General features: G+C 73.3%; 12 protein-coding genes. 2 read left to right on the forward strand and 10 right to left on the reverse strand.

From position 1 onward, the window contains the following. Window positions 1-24 precede the first annotated feature (24 nt). Complete coding sequence (locus tag ACZ4WV_RS25350; RefSeq protein WP_465750451.1) at window positions 25-2,013, forward strand: hypothetical protein; 1,989 nt, start codon at window positions 25-27, stop codon at window positions 2,011-2,013. 118 nt (window positions 2,014-2,131) lie between these two features. Here the strand turns inward: ACZ4WV_RS25350 and ACZ4WV_RS25355 are convergent, their stop codons facing one another. The 4 genes from ACZ4WV_RS25355 to ACZ4WV_RS25370 all read right to left on the reverse strand — a co-directional run bounded on the left by ACZ4WV_RS25355 (window position 2,132) and on the right by ACZ4WV_RS25370 (window position 7,044). Next, the gene (locus ACZ4WV_RS25355) at window positions 2,132-3,523 is read right to left on the reverse strand and encodes a S53 family peptidase (protein ID WP_465750453.1); all 1,392 of its coding nucleotides are present in this window, start codon (window positions 3,521-3,523) and stop codon (window positions 2,132-2,134) included. A gap of 286 nt (window positions 3,524-3,809) precedes the next feature. Further along, on the reverse strand, window positions 3,810-4,568 hold the full coding sequence (gene fabG / locus ACZ4WV_RS25360; protein ID WP_465750455.1) for a 3-oxoacyl-ACP reductase FabG: 759 nt from the start codon (window positions 4,566-4,568) through the stop codon (window positions 3,810-3,812). Window positions 4,569-4,627: 59 nt separating this feature from the next. Beyond that, the gene (locus ACZ4WV_RS25365) at window positions 4,628-5,827 is read right to left on the reverse strand and encodes a thiolase family protein (RefSeq protein ID WP_465750457.1); all 1,200 of its coding nucleotides are present in this window, start codon (window positions 5,825-5,827) and stop codon (window positions 4,628-4,630) included. 53 nt (window positions 5,828-5,880) lie between these two features. Continuing rightward, window positions 5,881-7,044, reverse strand: a complete 1,164-nt coding sequence (locus ACZ4WV_RS25370) for an acyl-CoA dehydrogenase family protein (protein ID WP_465750459.1) — start codon at window positions 7,042-7,044, stop codon at window positions 5,881-5,883. 205 nt (window positions 7,045-7,249) lie between these two features. On the opposite strand from ACZ4WV_RS25370, the gene ACZ4WV_RS25375 reads away from it, so the two are divergent. Then, window positions 7,250-7,933, forward strand: coding sequence for a TetR/AcrR family transcriptional regulator (locus ACZ4WV_RS25375; RefSeq protein WP_465750461.1), 684 nt, complete (start codon window positions 7,250-7,252; stop codon window positions 7,931-7,933). A gap of 13 nt (window positions 7,934-7,946) precedes the next feature. On the opposite strand, the gene ACZ4WV_RS25380 is transcribed toward ACZ4WV_RS25375, so the two are convergent. The 6 genes from ACZ4WV_RS25380 to egtA all read right to left on the reverse strand — a co-directional run bounded on the left by ACZ4WV_RS25380 (window position 7,947) and on the right by egtA (window position 15,570). Next, on the reverse strand, window positions 7,947-9,251 hold the full coding sequence (locus ACZ4WV_RS25380; RefSeq protein ID WP_465750463.1) for a nitric oxide synthase oxygenase: 1,305 nt from the start codon (window positions 9,249-9,251) through the stop codon (window positions 7,947-7,949). Between the two features lie 142 nt (window positions 9,252-9,393). Continuing rightward, window positions 9,394-10,818, reverse strand: a complete 1,425-nt coding sequence (locus tag ACZ4WV_RS25385; RefSeq protein ID WP_465750465.1) for a sugar porter family MFS transporter — start codon at window positions 10,816-10,818, stop codon at window positions 9,394-9,396. 266 nt (window positions 10,819-11,084) lie between these two features. Then, window positions 11,085-12,056, reverse strand: coding sequence for an L-histidine N(alpha)-methyltransferase (egtD, locus tag ACZ4WV_RS25390; RefSeq protein ID WP_465750467.1), 972 nt, complete (start codon window positions 12,054-12,056; stop codon window positions 11,085-11,087). A 45-nt stretch (window positions 12,057-12,101) separates the two neighbouring features. After that, window positions 12,102-12,851: an ergothioneine biosynthesis protein EgtC gene (egtC, locus tag ACZ4WV_RS25395; RefSeq protein ID WP_465750469.1), complete on the reverse strand. Its 750-nt coding sequence runs from the start codon at window positions 12,849-12,851 to the stop codon at window positions 12,102-12,104. Next, complete coding sequence (egtB, locus tag ACZ4WV_RS25400; protein WP_465750471.1) at window positions 12,851-14,194, reverse strand: ergothioneine biosynthesis protein EgtB; 1,344 nt, start codon at window positions 14,192-14,194, stop codon at window positions 12,851-12,853. The genes egtC and egtB overlap by 1 nt, the downstream gene beginning before the upstream one ends. Continuing rightward, window positions 14,191-15,570, reverse strand: coding sequence for an ergothioneine biosynthesis glutamate--cysteine ligase EgtA (gene egtA / locus ACZ4WV_RS25405; RefSeq protein ID WP_465750473.1), 1,380 nt, complete (start codon window positions 15,568-15,570; stop codon window positions 14,191-14,193). Before egtA ends, egtB begins: the two co-directional genes overlap by 4 nt. Between the last annotated feature and the right edge of the window lie 90 nt (window positions 15,571-15,660).

Here is a 15,660-nt window from a genome sequence, read left to right on the forward strand (position 1 = left end):
CCCACCGGGTGGACCCTCACCGGATTGGCCGCAGTGGGCCCGTCGGCCTCGGACGCGCCGTCGTCGGGCACGCCGTCCGCCGCCGCGCCGTTCTCCGCCGCGCTGCCGCCGTTCACGGCTCCCGGCGGCGCGGCCGCCGCTGCGGGCGGGCTGGGCGCGGCACCGCGCGGCCGGATCCTGGTGATCGAGGGCGGGTACGGCAATTCCGGCCGCCGCACCTGGGGCCGAGGCGGTCCGGCCCAGGCGCCGGTGCTGTCCGCGATGCTGGCCGCCGTCTCGCCGCAGGTGCTGCTCGCCGCGGACGCGGTGGACGCGGTCCACCTGCCCGGCGCCAGCGACCCGCACACCGTCCTCGCCCACCTGCGCGCCGCCTCCCGGCACCCCGGGCCGCTGCTGGTGCACCTCGGCGGGCACGTGGTCGCCGACAAGCGCGGCGGCCAACTCCAGCTCACCCTGCGCGACTCGAAGCAGGACGGGCTGCCCTGGCAGGCCCTGGCCGCCGAACTGAGCCACCGTCCGGCCGAATGGCAGACCCTGGTCATCGCCGACCTGAGCGCCGACCAGAACGCCTGGCCGTACCTCCAGGGCACCGTCTCGCCGCTCAGCGAGGGCATCCCGCTGTGGGCTGTCGTCAGCCCGGACCCGGAGCAGATCGGCACCTTCACCCGCGCCCTGATCGAGGCGCTGCACGGCGGCCGCCCGGGCGCGGGCGACGTGCTGGCGCCCGAGCAACTGCGGCAGCAGGTGTACTCGGTGCTGCGGCCGGACGTGGTCATCCTGGCCACGCACGTCCCGGACCGCCCGGTCTTCCGCAACACCGCCCGCCGCGGCGAGGCGCAGTCGCTCGACGTGCTGCCTGCGGCAGACCCGGCCGCGGCGGGGCATCCGCTGCCGCCGTCGTCTCCATCGCCCGCGGTGCCGCCGTTGCCGCGTCAGGCCGGGCCGCGCGACACCGACACCGACACTGAGGCCGAGCGCTCGGCGCCCGCGCCCGTCCCGGGTGGACCGGTGAGTCTGATCAAGCCGGGTGTGCCGCCCACCCCGCCGCGACCGGCCCGGCCGGTCAGCCTGGCGAAGGCTGGCGAAGAGGCTGCCGAGACCTCGAACGTGAGCCTGCACAAGGCCGTAACGACCGACGTCGACGCCGAAGTCCCGCCGAAGGCCACTGCCCGCCCGGTGGGGGTGACGCTGCGCAAGGCGCAGCCGCAGCCGGAGCCGATGCCGGAGCCCGGGTCCGGGGACGTTGGCGTCGCCGACGCGTCTGAGGCCGCCGACGAGCACGAGGCGGTCGACTCCGTGGCGGAGCCCCGGGAGGCCGTCCCGGCCGACTACCTGCCGGTCGAGACCGAACCCCCGGGAGCCGACCCCGTCGAAGCCGACCCCGCCGAGGCCGCCCCCGCCGAAGCCGCGCCGACGGACGGAGTGCCGCAGGATCAGGCCCCGGCCGACGAAGCGCCCGCCGACCAGTCGCCCCCGCCTGCCGACACCCCTGCCGATGCCCCCGCCGACTCGCCTGTGGACGCCGACGCTGACGCTTCCGAAGCCCCGGCCGCCACCGCGCCCCGCGCGGACTACCGCGAGGTGATCGGACGGATCGTCCGCAGCGCCGACGCCGGGGACCACGCCGCGGCGACGGACCTCGCCTTCGCGCTCGAACTGGAGGCGATCGCGGAGCACGGGGCCGTCTCCGAGCCCGTCCTCCAGGTGCGTCAGGTGCGGGCGCACGTGTGCCGGCTCGCGGGCCGCCTGGCGGAGGCGGCCGACATCTACCGCGAAGTGGCCCTCTCGCTGCTCCGCTCGCAGGGCGGCGCCCACCCGGAGACCCGGCAGGCGGCCACCAACGCGGAGGCCTGTTGGCGCTCGATCACCGACCGGGCGGAGGCCATCCGCATCGCTCCGGACATCATCGAGATGCGCGCCTACCTCCCGGGTCCGGAGGGCCGCAAGCTCCGCGCCGCCGAGCGCTACCTCGCCCAGCTGGCTGCCGCGTCGGCCCCGGCCGAGCAGGCCTGACCCGCGGCGCGACGGAGGACGGCGAACAGATAACAGCGAACGGATAACAGATTTCAAAATCTGTTATCCGTTCGCTGTTAGTTGTCGGCTGTTACCCGTCAGCCGTTCGCGTCATCCGTCAGCGGTCGCCGCCGCCCTGCACGTCGCCGGCGAGCGCGTGGACGAACTTGGTGGCGTCGATGGTGCCGAGGCCGCTCGCGAGGTCGTAGCCCGCGGTGGCGTTGTAGCCGGTGACGCCGTTCCAGCCGTTGTCGCCGTCCTTGACGTCGACGATGCCGCTCCACTTGCTCGGGAGCAGGTTCAGGCCGTACATGCGCCAGTTGAGCTGGCCGAGGCGGTGGCCGGCCAGCTGGTCGGCGAGGGCGACGACGCCCGAGAACAGCGGGGTGGCCTCGCTGGTGCCGCCGGTGAGGTGCCAGCCGACGGCGGTCGGGTCGTAGGACTCGTAGGTCCAGGCCGCGCCGTCGACGGCCGCGCTCATGCTGATGTCCGGCGTGCCGCGGTGGTTGCCGGTGACGTTGGCGACGCCGGCCTGGTACCACGGGCGGTCGAAGATGCCGGAGACGCCACCGCCGCCGGCCCCCGACTTGTCGTGCCAGACCTTGTCGGCCGCGGTGCGGCTGCCGTTGTCGTCCAGGGTGAGCTGGGTGCCGCCGACGGAGGTGACCAGCGGGTCCGAGGACGGCCAGGAGTTGACCTTGAACGGGTACAGGTCGCTGCCGTTCTCCTGCGCGTCGGTCGCGCCGTTGTCGCCGGAGGCGGCGAGCACGGTGACGTTGCGGTCGGCGGCGGCCTTGAAGGCGTAGCGCAGGTCGGTCAGCGACTTGAAGTCGCCCTTGTCGTAGCCCGGGAAGGTGTTCTCGGTGGCGCCGAAGCTCTGCGAGATGACGTCGCCGCGGCCTTCCTTGATGAGGGCCTTCTCGGCGTCCATCATCTCGGGCAGACCGGTGGTGCCCTCGGTCTCGGCGACGCCGGTCTCGACCAGGATGATGTGTGCGTCGGGGGCGATCGCGTGGGCGTACTCGACGTCCAGGGTGGTCTCGCCGGCCCAGCCGGTGTGGTCGGGGTTCTTCGGGTCGAAGACGGGGACGTTGCCCCACTTCTTCACCTCGACCTGGGTGTCCGGGATGCCCCACTGCTTGTCGAAGACCTCCAGGTCGTGCTGGATGGTCGGCGAGCCGAAGGAGTCGACGATGACGATCGTGCGGCCCTTGCCGGTGATGCCCTGCTGGTACAGCGGGTCCAGGTTGTAGGCGGTGCGGTACTGCAGCGGCGAGTAGCAGTGGATGCCGATCTGGCTGACGCACTGGGTGGTGCTCAGCGGCGCGACGCGCGCCTGGGCGTTGTGGTGGCCGAAGGAGGCCGGGCGGACGTGGACGCCCGAGAGGTCGTGCGAGGGGGCGGCGGTCGCGGCGCCGACGGCCGGTACGGCGATGGTGCCGGCGGTGAGGGCGGTGGCCCCCACGGCGAGCAGAGCCAGGGCGCGGCGGAGGGTAGCGGGGCTGCCCATGGGACTCCTTGAGGGGGACGCAGGGCCCGACCTTGGTCCGGTCGGGTCGGTCCGGCCATCCCATCGACTGCCGCATGATCATGCCATAGTCATTTGGTGGGGTAGTCCGATCAGCTGCATGGTCATGCTCGGCCACGCGGAAAGGTAAAGGCCGTCCCAGGAGAAGGTAACCCCTCACCTGGGACGGTTGCCTGATCACCCGTCAGTCGCGCTCACGGATTTCACAGTTTTCACCGAGTTGGCCAAGTTTACCCAGTTGACCGGCTTCTAGTAAGCCCCCGTCAGGTCATCGGGCGCCCCCGTTGACGTACAGTGTCTGCCCACTGACGTACGAGGCGTCCTCGCTGGCCAGGAAGGCCACCACCGAGGCGATCTCCTCCGGCTGCCCGACCCGGCGCAGCGGTGTCCGGGCGGCCACCTCGGCCTGGTGGTCCTCGGCGGTGGCGCCGACCCGCTCGGCGGTGGCCGCGGTCATCGCGGTGGCGATGTAGCCGGGGGCGACGGCGTTGACGTTGATGTTGAACGGCCCGAGCTCGATCGCCAGGGTCGCCGTGAGCCCCTGGATTCCGGCCTTGGCGGCCGCGTAGTTGGCCTGGCCGCGGTTGCCGAGCGCGGAACGGGAGCTGAGCGAGACGATCTTCCCGTACTTCTGCGCCACCATGTACTTCTGCGCGACGTGGCTGCAGTTGTACGCGCTGGTCAGGTTCACCGTCAGCACCGCGTCCCAGTCGGCCTTGGGCATCTTGAAGAAGAGGTTGTCCCGGGTGATCCCGGCGTTGTTGACCAGGATGTGCGGCCCGCCGAGCTCCTCCGCGATCCGCGCGAACACCGCCTCGACGGAGTCGTAGTCGGCCACGTCGCAGCCGTACGCCCGGGCCGTGCCGCCCTTGGCGGTGATCTCGGCGACCGTCCCGGCAGCCCGCTCGGCGGTCAGGTCGACCACTGCGACCGTCGCGCCCTCCTCCGCCAGCCGACGGGCGGTGGCGGCTCCGATGCCCTGCGCCGCGCCGGTCACGACGGCGACCTTCCCCGTGAAACGGGCCATGTCAGTTCCTCCGGTCACTGGAAACTCCCTCACTGGCGACTCCCGCCCTGGGAACCGCGTCAGACGTTCTCGACCAGCACGGCCGTACCCTGCCCCACGCCCACGCACATCGTGGCCAGGCCGCGCCGGGCGCCGGTGCGGTGCATCCGGTGCAGCAGGGTGGTGAGGATGCGGGCGCCCGAGCCGCCCAGCGGGTGGCCGAGGGCGATCGCCCCGCCACTCGGGTTGACCACCTCGTCGGCCTGCTCCGGGCGGAAGCCGATGCCGTCGGCGGAGGCCAGGGCCTGGGCGGCGAAGGCCTCGTTGAGCTCGGCGGTGTCCAGGTCGGCGAGGCTCCAGCCGGCCCGGTCGAGCACCTTCCGGGTGGCCGGCACCGGGCCGATGCCCATGACGTCCGGGTGCACCCCGGCCGAGGCGCCGGCCACGTAGCGGCCGAGCGGCCGCAGCCCGAGGTCGCGCAGCGCCTCCTCGCTGACCAGGACCAGCCCGGCCGCGCCGTCGTTCATGGGCGAGGCGTTGCCGGCCGTGACGGTACCGTCCGGACGGAAGGCCGGCTTGAGCCGGGCGAGCTTCTCCAGGCTGGTGTCCTCGCGGATGCCCTCGTCCTGGCCGACCGTCACCCCGTCCGGCCGCTCGACCGGGACCAGCTCGGCGTCGAAGTGCCCGTCCTTGCGGGCGGCGGCGGCCCGCTGGTGGCTGCGCAGGGCGAAGGCGTCCTGGCGCTCGCGGTCGATGCCGTACCGGCGCGCGACCTCCTCGGCGGTCTCGCCCATGCTGAGCACGCCGTGCAGCTCGGCCATCCTCGGGTTGGTGAGCCGCCAGCCGAGCCGGGTGTCGTAGGTCTCGATCCGGTGCGGCAGCGCCTCGTCGGGGCGGGGCAGGACGAAGGGCGCGCGGGTCATCGACTCGCAGCCGCCGGCCAGCACCACGTCGGCCTCGCCGGAGCCGATGGCCCGGGCGGCGAGGGTGACGGCCTCCAGTCCGGAGGCGCAGAGCCGGTTGACGGTGGCTCCGGGGACGGTTTCCGGCAGGCCGGCCAGCAGCAGGGCCATCCGGGCGGCGTTGCGGTTGTCCTCGCCGGCCTGGTTGGCGGCGCCCCAGTAGACGTCGTCGATCCGGGCCGGGTCCAGGGCGGGGACGTCGGCGAGCAGGGCGCGCAGCACGGTGGCCGAGAGGTCGTCAGGGCGGACCGTGGCGAGCGCTCCGCGCAGCCGGCCGATGGGTGTGCGGCGGGCGGCGGCGAAGTAGACAGGACGCACGTCGTGCTCCTCATCAGGTGATCGGGTGAGCTGGGTGATCCGAGGGAGGTGGGTCAGAAGGCGTTGACGCCGGTCAGGGCGCGCCCGATGAGCAGTTGGTGGATCTGGCTGGTGCCCTCGTAGAGGGTCATCACCCGCGCGTCGCGCAGGTACTTGCCGACGGGGTACTCGTCGATGAAGCCGTAGCCGCCGAACACCTGGAGCGCGTTGTTCGCGGCCCGGACGGCGGCCTCGCTCGCGTGGAGCTTGGCGATCGAGGACTCGGTGGCGAACGGCAGCCCGCGTTCGATGTGGTCGGCGACCTTCCAGGTGAGCAGCCGGGCCGCCTCGACGTCCACCGCGATGCCCGCCAGCAGTTCCTGGACGAGCTGGTGCGAGGCGATCGGGCGGCCGAACTGCTCGCGCTCGCCCGCGTAGCGGACGGCGGCCTCCAGGCAGGCCCGGGCGATGCCGACGCAGCCGGCCGCGACCGACATCCGGCCCTTGGCCAGCGCCGCCATCGCCACCGTGAAACCCTTGCCGACCTCGCCGAGCCGGGCGCTGTCGGGCACCCGGACGCCGTCCAGGGCGAGTTCGGCGGTGGCCTGGCCGCGCAGGCCGAGCTTGCCGTGGATGGTGGTGCGGCCGAAGCCGGGCAGGTCGGTGGGGACGAGGAAGGCGGTGACGCCCCGGTGGCCCTGCTGGTCGGGCTCGCTGCCGCCGGTGCGGGCGAAGACCAGTGCGACATCGGCCCAGGTGCCGTTGGTGATGAACATCTTGGCGCCGCTGATCAGCCAGTCGTCGCCGTCCCGGACGGCCCGGGTGGTGAGGTTGGCCGCGTCCGAGCCGGTGCCCGGCTCGGTGAGCGCGAAGCAGCCGAGCGCCTCGCCCGAGGTGAGCCGGGGCAGCCAGTGCCGCTTCTGCTCCTCGGTGCCGTAAGCGTTGATCGACTTGCCGACCAGGCCGAGCGAGACCGAGACGATCCCGCGCACGGCCGAGTCGCCGCGCCCGAGCTCCTCCAGCACCAGGCAGTAGGCGAGGTGGTCGCCGCCGCTGCCGCCGTACTCCTCGGGGATGGTCAGGCCGAGAAAGCCGACCTCGGCGAGCTTGCCGATGATCGCCCGGTCCACGGACTCGACGCGGTCCCACTCGGCGGCGTACGGCACGATCTCGCGGTCGGTGAAGGAGGCGGCGAGGTCCCGGACGGCGCTCTGCTCCTCGGACAACTCCAGGTTCACGGCGGCTCCCGTCTCAGGCCCGCCGGCAGCTGCGCGGCTGCGAGCGACTGCGGCGGCTGCGGGCGGATAAACTAGCGCTGCAAGTTTTTACGGGGGGACTGTAGCCCCGGGCGGGCCGCGCTGGGAAGAGGCACCTGCCAGAATCGGTCCCCCACCCACCCGGCCGGGGGAGAGCCGGCCGGAGGAACCGGAGGAAACCGCCGCGATGGCCCGTCCGCGCAACCCGCTGCTCAGCCGCGAGCGCATCGTCACCGCCGCGCTGCGGCTGATCGACGAGGAGGGGCTGGACGCCCTCTCCACCCGCCGGCTGGCCACCGAGCTGTCGGTCAGCGGGCCCTCGCTCTACAACCACTTCGCCACCAAGGACGAACTGCTGGACGCGGTGGTGGACAGCGTCATCGGCGAGGTCGACTTGTCGATGTTCGACGGCGGAGCGCCGGCCACCGGCTCCGCCGACGCCCCGACCACGCCGTCGACCCCCTGGCCGGTGGCGCTGCGCGACTGGGCCCGCTCCTACCGGGCCGCGCTGGCCGCCCATCCCAACATCGTCCCGGTGCTCGCCCAGGGCCCGGGGCGGCGGCCGAACGCGCTGCGGCTGGCCGACGCCGTCTTCGGGCACCTGGTCGAGTCCGGGTGGCCGCGCGGCCAGGCCACCCGGATCGGCGCGCTGATGCGCTACTTCGTCACCGGCTCCGCGCTCGCCTCCTTCGCGGCCGGCTTCCCGGCGGACGCCGAGGTCTACGACGCGGCCGACTACCCGCACCTCGGCGAGGCGCACCGACTGGCCGGGCACCGCGGGACGGTGGACGAGGGCGCCTTCGAGACCGGCCTGGAGGCGTTGCTGGACGGACTCGCGACGCGCTTCGAACGGCTGGCCGCGCCCTCGTAGCCGGCGTCAGGAGCTACCAGGGCTCGCGGGCCACGAAGGCCGGCCGCTGCGCCGGGTCCACCGGGTCGTAGTACCGGTGGTAGACCGGCGTCAGCCCGCCGGAGACCGGGGGCACGATCCAGCTCCAGTCGGCCGGCGTCGGACGGCCGAGCCGCTTCTCCTGGGCGACGTGCTTGAGGAAGCGCTCCGACTCGGTGTGGTGGTCGGCGATCGTCACCCCCGCCTCCTGGAAGGAGTGCAGCACCGCGATGTTGAGCTCGACCAGTGCGCGGTCGCGCCAGAGCGTGCGGTCGCTGGAGGTGTCCAGGCCCAGCCGCTCGGCGACGGTGCCGAGCATGTCGTAGCGGTCGGCGTCGGCGAGGTTGCGGGCGCCGATCTCGGTGCCCATGTACCAGCCGTTGAACGGCGCGGCGGGGTAGCGCACGCCGCCGATCTCCAACGTCATGTCGCTGATCGCGGGCACCGCGTACCAGCGCAGCCCGAGGTCGGCGAACCAGCCGTGCTCCGGGTGGCTGAGCGGTACCTCCAGCGTGGTGCCGTCCGGAAGCTCGTACCAGACGGGCCGCTCGCCCGGGCGTTCCTGGATGATCAGCGGCAGCACCTCGAAGCGGTCCTCGGCGCACTTCCAGCCGAGGTCCCGGGCCCGGGCGGCGAGCACGGTGCCCGCCGGGTCGCCGACCACGGCGCCGTCCACCCGGTGCCCGGCGTAGCGGACCAGCTGCTGGTTGAGGATGCGGGCGGCCGGGCGGCCCGGGCGGTCGGGGGCGAACACCGAGATCACCGGGCGGATCCGCCCGCCGTTGCCGGCCGTCCGCAGGTGCTCGAAGCACTCGGCGGCGATGTCGTCCGCCGAGGAGAGGTGGCGCAGGTCGCGGACCACCAGGCTGCGCCAGTAGAGCCGGCCGATGCACCGGGCGGCGTTGCGCCAGGCGAGTTTGGCGCCGTAGCCGAGTTCGGCGGAGGTGTGGCGGTAGGTACCGGTGCGGTCGATCTCGTCCAGCACGGCGCGCAGCCGCGGCTCCGGGGCGCCGGCGGCGGGTTGCTCGCAGTGGAACTGGCGGATGAACTCGGCGGCCTGGTCCGGATCGGTGAACGGATCGGTGAACGGGTCGGTGAACGGGGCAGCGTGCGCGTCGGTGAACGGCGCCGGCGTGGATGGCGTCGGGGGCTCCGGCCACTGCGGTGCGGACGCCGGGCCGGGCGGCGGCGGGAACGGGCCCGGCGCACCGCCGTGGGTGTGGGCATGGGCGTGGGGACAGCCGCCGCTCGGGGCGGCGGTGGTTCTGCGGGGGCGAAGCCGGTTGAAAATCAAGGACACATCCCTCCTCCTGTCGCCCAGGAGTACCGGAGGTGGCCGGGCCGCCGCATAGAGTGAACGATTCGGCCCCCGCGCCCGCGCTGATCGCGCTAGGGTGCGGGGGCCGAAGGTCCGACCGTCGGACCAGCCGATGATCGGCTGGTCAGCCCATGTCCTCCAGTCGGACGCCCTTGGTCTCCTTCATGAACTTCGCCACGAAGACGAGCGACAGCGCCGCGAAGGCCGCGTACACGAGGTAGGTCGCCGAGAGGTTCCAGCGCGACAGGGACGGGAACGAGACGGTGATCGCCCAGTTGGCGATCCACTGCGCGGAGGCGGCGACGGAGAGCGCGGCGGCGCGGACCCGGTTCGGGAACATCTCGCCGAGCATCACCCAGACGACCACGCCCCAGGACATCGCGAAGAACAGCACGAAGGCGTTCGCGGCGACCAGGGCGACGGTGCCCTGCAGGTCGGGCAGCGAGACGTTGTCGCCGGAGCCGGTGGCCGAGGAGAACGCCCAGCCGGCCGCGGCCAGGGTGACGGCCATGCCGGCCGAGCCGATCAGGGCGAGCGGCTTGCGGCCGATCCGGTCGACCAGCAGGATCGCGATCACGGTGCCGAGGATGTTGATGACCGAGCCGATGAAGCTGATCAGCAGCGAGTTGCTCTGGTCGATGCCGACCGACTGCCACAGGATCGACGAGTAGTAGAAGATCACGTTGATGCCGACGAGCTGCTGGAAGACCGACAGTCCGATGCCGACCCAGACGATCGGGAGCAGGCCGAAGCGGCCGCCGAGCAGGTCGGTGAAGCGCGGGCGGTGGTCGGAGGCGATCAGCGTCTGGATCTCGGCGATCCGGGCGTCGGTGTCGATGCCCTCGCCCTCGACCTCGGCCAGCACCTTGCGGGCGTCGTCCAGGCGCTCGGCCTGGATCAGGTAGCGCGGGGACTCGGGGATCACCGAGGACAGCACGAAGTAGACCGCGGCCGGCACGACACAGATGCCCAGCATCCACTGCCAGGCCTCCAGGCCGAGCAGGTGGCCGCGGGTGTCGCCGCCGGCAGCGTCCGCCAGCACCCAGTTGACCAACTGCGAGATCGCGATGCCGAGGACGATCGCGGCCTGCTGGAAGGAGGCCAGCCGGCCCCGGTACTTGGTCGGCGCGACCTCGGCGATGTAGGTCGGGGCGATCACCGAGGCGATGCCGATGGCCGCTCCGCCGAGGACGCGCCACAGGGCGAGGTCCCAGGAGGAGAAGGGCAGCATCGAACCGACGGCGCTGACGGCGAACAGCAGCGCGCCCGCCTTCATGACCTTGATGCGGCCGTAGCGGTCGGCGAACCGGCCGGCCAGCGCGGCGCCGACCGCCGAGCCCAGCAGCGCCGAGGAGACGATCAGGCCGGTCTCGCCGCTGCCGACGCCGAACTTCCCCTGGATGCCGGAGACGGCTCCGTTGATCACGGAGCTGTCGTAGCCGAACAGGAAGCCGCCGAGGGCCGCGGCCGCGGTGATGAAGACGACGAAGCCGAGGCGGCCGGGTGCGGGGGCCTCGACCGCCCCGGAGGGCTTCTGGGTGACGCTCACAATCTTGACTCCTGGTACTCAACGCTGAGCTCGGTAGCCGAGATCGTAACCCCATTCGTTTAAGTCTTGTACACCAGGGGCCGCTGGTTTCCTCCCAGAATTCGTAAGGTGAACAAGCAAATTGAGCTGTCTCGAAGCGCGGCCGCTCGGGCGTCCGAGCGGCGATCGGTCCCGCAGCCGCAGCTCACCCGCCGATCCGGCCCGCGCTCACCCGGTTGTCCACACCGCCGCTCACCCCGCCGTTCACGCCGTCGCTCGCCCCCCGCTCAGGCCGGCCCCGAGAGCGACAGGCCGAACCGTCCCTGCGGGTCCGTCCACCAGTGGGTCAGCCGCAGCCCGGCCGCCGACAGCTCCCCGGCCACCCGCTCCCGGCGGAACTTGGCCGACACCTCGGTGCGCAGCTCCTCGCCCCGGTCGAAGTTGACCGGCAGGTCCAGCGCCGGGATCTTCACGGTCTGCGAGCGCAGCGAGCGCAGCCGCATCTCGATCCACTCCTGCTCGGCGTCCCAGCGGGCGACGTGCTCGAAGGCGTCCGGGTCGAAGTCCGCACCGAGTTCGCGGTTGAGCACGTTGAGCACGTTGCGGTTGAACTCGCCGGTCACCCCGGCGGCGTCGTCGTAGGCGGCGACCAGCACCGCCGGGTCCTTGACCAGGTCGGTGCCGAGCAGCAGGAAGTCGCCCGGGTCCAGGGCCGCGCGCAGGCCGCGCAGGAAGGCCGCCCGCTCCGGCGGCAGCAGGTTGCCGATGGTGCCGCCGAGGAAGGCGACCAGGCGGGGGCCGCCCTCCCGGGGCAGGTCGAGCCGGGCGGTGAAGTCGGCCAGCACGCCGTGCACGGCGAGGCCGGGGTACTCGGCGGCGAGCGCGGCCCCGGCCGCGGTCAGCGCGCTCTCGCTGACATCCACCGGGACGTACGCCTCCAGGGTGCCGAGCGAGCGCAGCGCGTCCAGCAGCAGCCGGGTCTTCTCGGAGGAGCCGGAGCCCAGCTCGACCAGGGTGCGGGCCCCGGTGGCGGTGGCGATCTCGCCGGCCCGAGCGGTCAGGATCGCCCGTTCGGCGCGGGTCGGGTAGTACTCGGGCAGTCGGGTGATCTCCTCGAACAGCTCGCTGCCCCGGGCGTCGTAGAACCACTTGGGCGGCAACCACTTCGGCTGGGAAGTCAGCCCCTGCTGCACGTCGTGGCGCAGCGCGGTGCTGAAGTGGTCGGTGGGGAGCAGCCGGGTGAGACCGAATGTGTCCATGACAGGGTGGTTCCTCTGTTCAGAAGGTGAAGGGAGAGCGCCGGATCAGCCGCGCGTGGGCAGCTGCCGGAGGGTGACGCCGCGGGCGTCGGCCAGCAGCAGCGAGCCGTCCGGCACCGAGATCCAGCCCGGGTCGTCGTCGTACGGCTCGGAGGCCACCACCGTGCCGAGCCCCGGCAGGGTGCGGTGGTGGAGGTCGTCGCCCCAGGTGGTCGCGGCGAGCGCGGTGCCGTCGGTGAGCAGCAGGTTGAGCCGCCCGGTGGTGTGCGCGGCGACGTCCGCCACGGTCCCCGCCAGCGCCTCGCCGAGGCCCGCGCCCCGGCGCAGCCTGTGCAGGGTGAGGGCCCACAGCAGGGCGGAGTCGGTGCGCGCCTCCAGCTCCAGCAGCTCGGCCGGCGGGAGCAGGGCGGCGAGCGCGTCCAGCTTGCCCGGCCAGCCGGCCACCGCGCCGTTGTGGCTGAACAGCCAGCGCTCGGCGGCGAACGGCGCGGCCGCGGACTCGCCCGCCGCGCAGCCCTCGGTGGCGGAGCGGACGGCCGCCAGCAGCGCCCGGGTGCGGATCACCCGGGCGAGGTCGGCGAAGGCCGGATCCGCCCAGATCGGCCCGGCCCGACGGTAGCGCGCGGGCAGCTCGTCGCCGTCCGCGTACCAGCCGAGACCGAAGCCGTCGACGTTGACCGTGCCGTACTGCTGGATCCGCGGCGCCCAGGACTGCCGGTGCAGCGCGTACGGCGGGTGCACCAGCAGCTCCTGCGGCGCCAACGGCTCACCGAGGTATGCGATATGACGGCACATCAGTCGACCTCCGGGCTGCGGGCGGTGCGGAAGCCGGAGAAGATCTGCCGGCGGACCGGGTAGTCCCAGTTGCGGAAGGTGCCCCGGCAGGCGACCGGCGCCACCGCGAAGCAACCGCCGCGCAGCACCTTGTACTCCGGCCCGAAGAAGACCTTCGAGTACTCCTCGTACGGCCAGGCCCGGAATCCCGGATAGGGGCGGAAGTCGCTGGCCGTCCACTCCCACACGTCGCCCATCAACTGCCGGACTCCGTACGGGGACTGACCGTGCGGGTAGCCGCCCGCCGGGGCCGGGCGCAGGTGGCGCTGGCCGAGGTTGGCGTGCTCGGGGCCGGGCGGCCCGTCGCCCCACGGGTAGCGGCGCGAGCGGCCGGTGGCCGGGTCGTGCCGGGCGGCCTTCTCCCACTCGGCCTCGGTCGGCAGCCGTCGGCCGGCCCAGCGGGCGTACGCGTCCGCCTCGTACCAACTGACGTGCAGCACCGGCTCGTTCGGCGGGACCGGCTCCACGGTGCCGAAGCGTCGGCGCAGCCACTGGCCGTCCTCGCGCCGCCAGAACAGCGGGGCGGTCAGCTCGGCCCGGCGGCGGTGCTCCCAGCCCTGATCGGTCCACCAGCGCGGGTCGTGGTAGCCGCCGTCCTCGATGAAGCGCTGGTAGGCGGCGTTGGTGACCGGGGTGGTGTCCAGGTAGTAGGCCGGCAGGTCGACGGTGTGAGCCGGACGTTCGTTGTCCAGCGCCCACGGCTCAGTGTCCGTGCCCATGGTGAACGGCCCGGCGGGGATGAGGACTTCGGCGGGCAGGGTGGCCGCGTCGGCGGGCGCGGGCGGCGGCGGGGGAGCGGCCAGCGCGGGCTCGCCCTTGCGCAGCTGATGGGTGATCAGCATGGTCTCGTCGTGCTGCTGCTCGTGCTGGACGATCATCCCGAAGGCGAACCCGGCGTCCAGCAGCGGCGCGCCCTCCAGCGGACTGGCGGCCAGCAGGTCCAGCACCCGGCCGCGCACCTCGTGGGCGTAGGCGCGGGCCTCGGAGGGCGGCAGCAGCGGCAGGCTGGGGCGCTCGGCGCGGGGGTGCTGGAAGGCGTCGTACAGCGGGTCGATCTCGGGGTGCATCGGATCGCGGCCGCCGACGTTGCGCAGCAGCCAGAGTTCCTCCTGGTTGCCGATGTGCGCGAGGTCCCAGACCAGGGGCGACATCAACGGCGAGTGCTGGGCGGTGAGATCGGCATCCTCGACGCAGTCGGTCAGCGCGGCGGTCCGGGCCCGGGCGGCCAGCAACTCGGCGGCGATGCTCTCGCGCAGCGCCTCGGTGCCCGTGTCCGGGGCGGCGGGCGGTCGGACGTCGGTCATGGTGCCTCCTCCGGCGGAGTGCGTCGGGTGCCGGAGCGCAGGGCGTCCAGCTGGTCGTCGGCCGGGCAGCGACCGCGCGCGGGGTAGCGCTCGGCGAACTCGGCGACGGCGCTGCGCAACCGCCCGGCGCCGGGCAGGCGGCCCAGCGCGGCGTCGGCGGCGGCGAAGCAGGCGAGGGCGGCGCGGCGCAGCTCGGGGTCGGCGACGGCCAGGGTGGCGGCGCGGCGCCAGACCTCGCTGCGCGGCGGGCGCCGGTCGGCGGCGCCCGCCCGCCCGTCGAGGGCGTCCAGCGGCTCCAGTGCGGCCAACGCGGTGTCGGCGGCGACCGGGTCGTCCAGTAGCGCGGTGACCAGGGCGGTGACCACCGTCCAGCCGTCCCCGGGCTGGGCGTCGACCATCCGCAGTTCGAGATGGCCGCGTGGGCGCACCGGCGGGAACAGCGTCGTGCAGTGGTACTCCAAGTCGGCGAGCGTGGGCGGTCGTTCGCCCGCGCCGCGGATCCAGTCGCGGAAGGTCAGGCCGGGCGGGGCCGTCCACGGCATGCCCTCCGGCCGTCGCACGCACAGGACTTCGGCGTCCAACACGTACCGGGCCCAGGCCTCGCGCGGGTCACCGTGGTCCGGCTCGGGCGCGAGGGTGCGGGTCGGGTCCATCCGGGACCAGACGGTCTGCCGGGTGGACCGGTGGCCGGTCGGTCTGCCGTCCAGCAGCGGGGAGTTGGCGAACGCGGCGACCAGCACCGGGCCCAGCCGGTGGACCAGCCGCCAGCGCCGCTCCACCGCGTGCGGGCCGTCCGCCTCCCCGGCGTCCAGGCACACCTGTACGGACGCGGTATCGGTCATCATGACCCGGCCCCAGGGGCCCGCCGAGTCGAAGAACCGCTCCATCGCGCGGTAGCGGGGGTGGTCCAGCACCATCCGGCGCGGGCGTTCCAGCGGGTCGGTCCCGGTGCCGGTGAGGCGCAGGCCCTGCGCCGCGAACGCGGCCCGCAGGGCGGCCAGATCGCGCCGGGTGCCGTCGACGCAGGCGGTGAGGCCGATGGCGGGCGGGGAGCTGAGCTCGACCTGTCCGCCGGGTTCGAGCGTGAGGCGCGAACCGGAGGGGAGCGAGGTACCGTCCGAGCCGCCGAGGGGCAGCGACTCCAGTGCGGCACGGAGTAGTTCGGGTCGTACGGGTCGATTCGGACATCGGTCGTCGTGGACGAACCACTCGACCTCGACGCCTACCAGGCGGGGTGGTCCGATCTTGAAACAGACCCCCGACACGTGGCTGTGCGCCCCGGATTCGGTCAGTGGGGCCACCCCCGTCGGGGGCGGTGGGGCGCTCTGCCAGTCGGGTGGACTGGTGCGGGACGTCGGTATCACCGGACTTACCATCCTCGGGGTCACGATTACGGCCCGGTCTACTGTGCCCAGTCTGCTACGGAGCATGCGGGGCCGCTCCGCGAATATCGCGTGAATGTTCGT

Source organism: Kitasatospora sp. NPDC029312, from assembly GCF_055569215.1.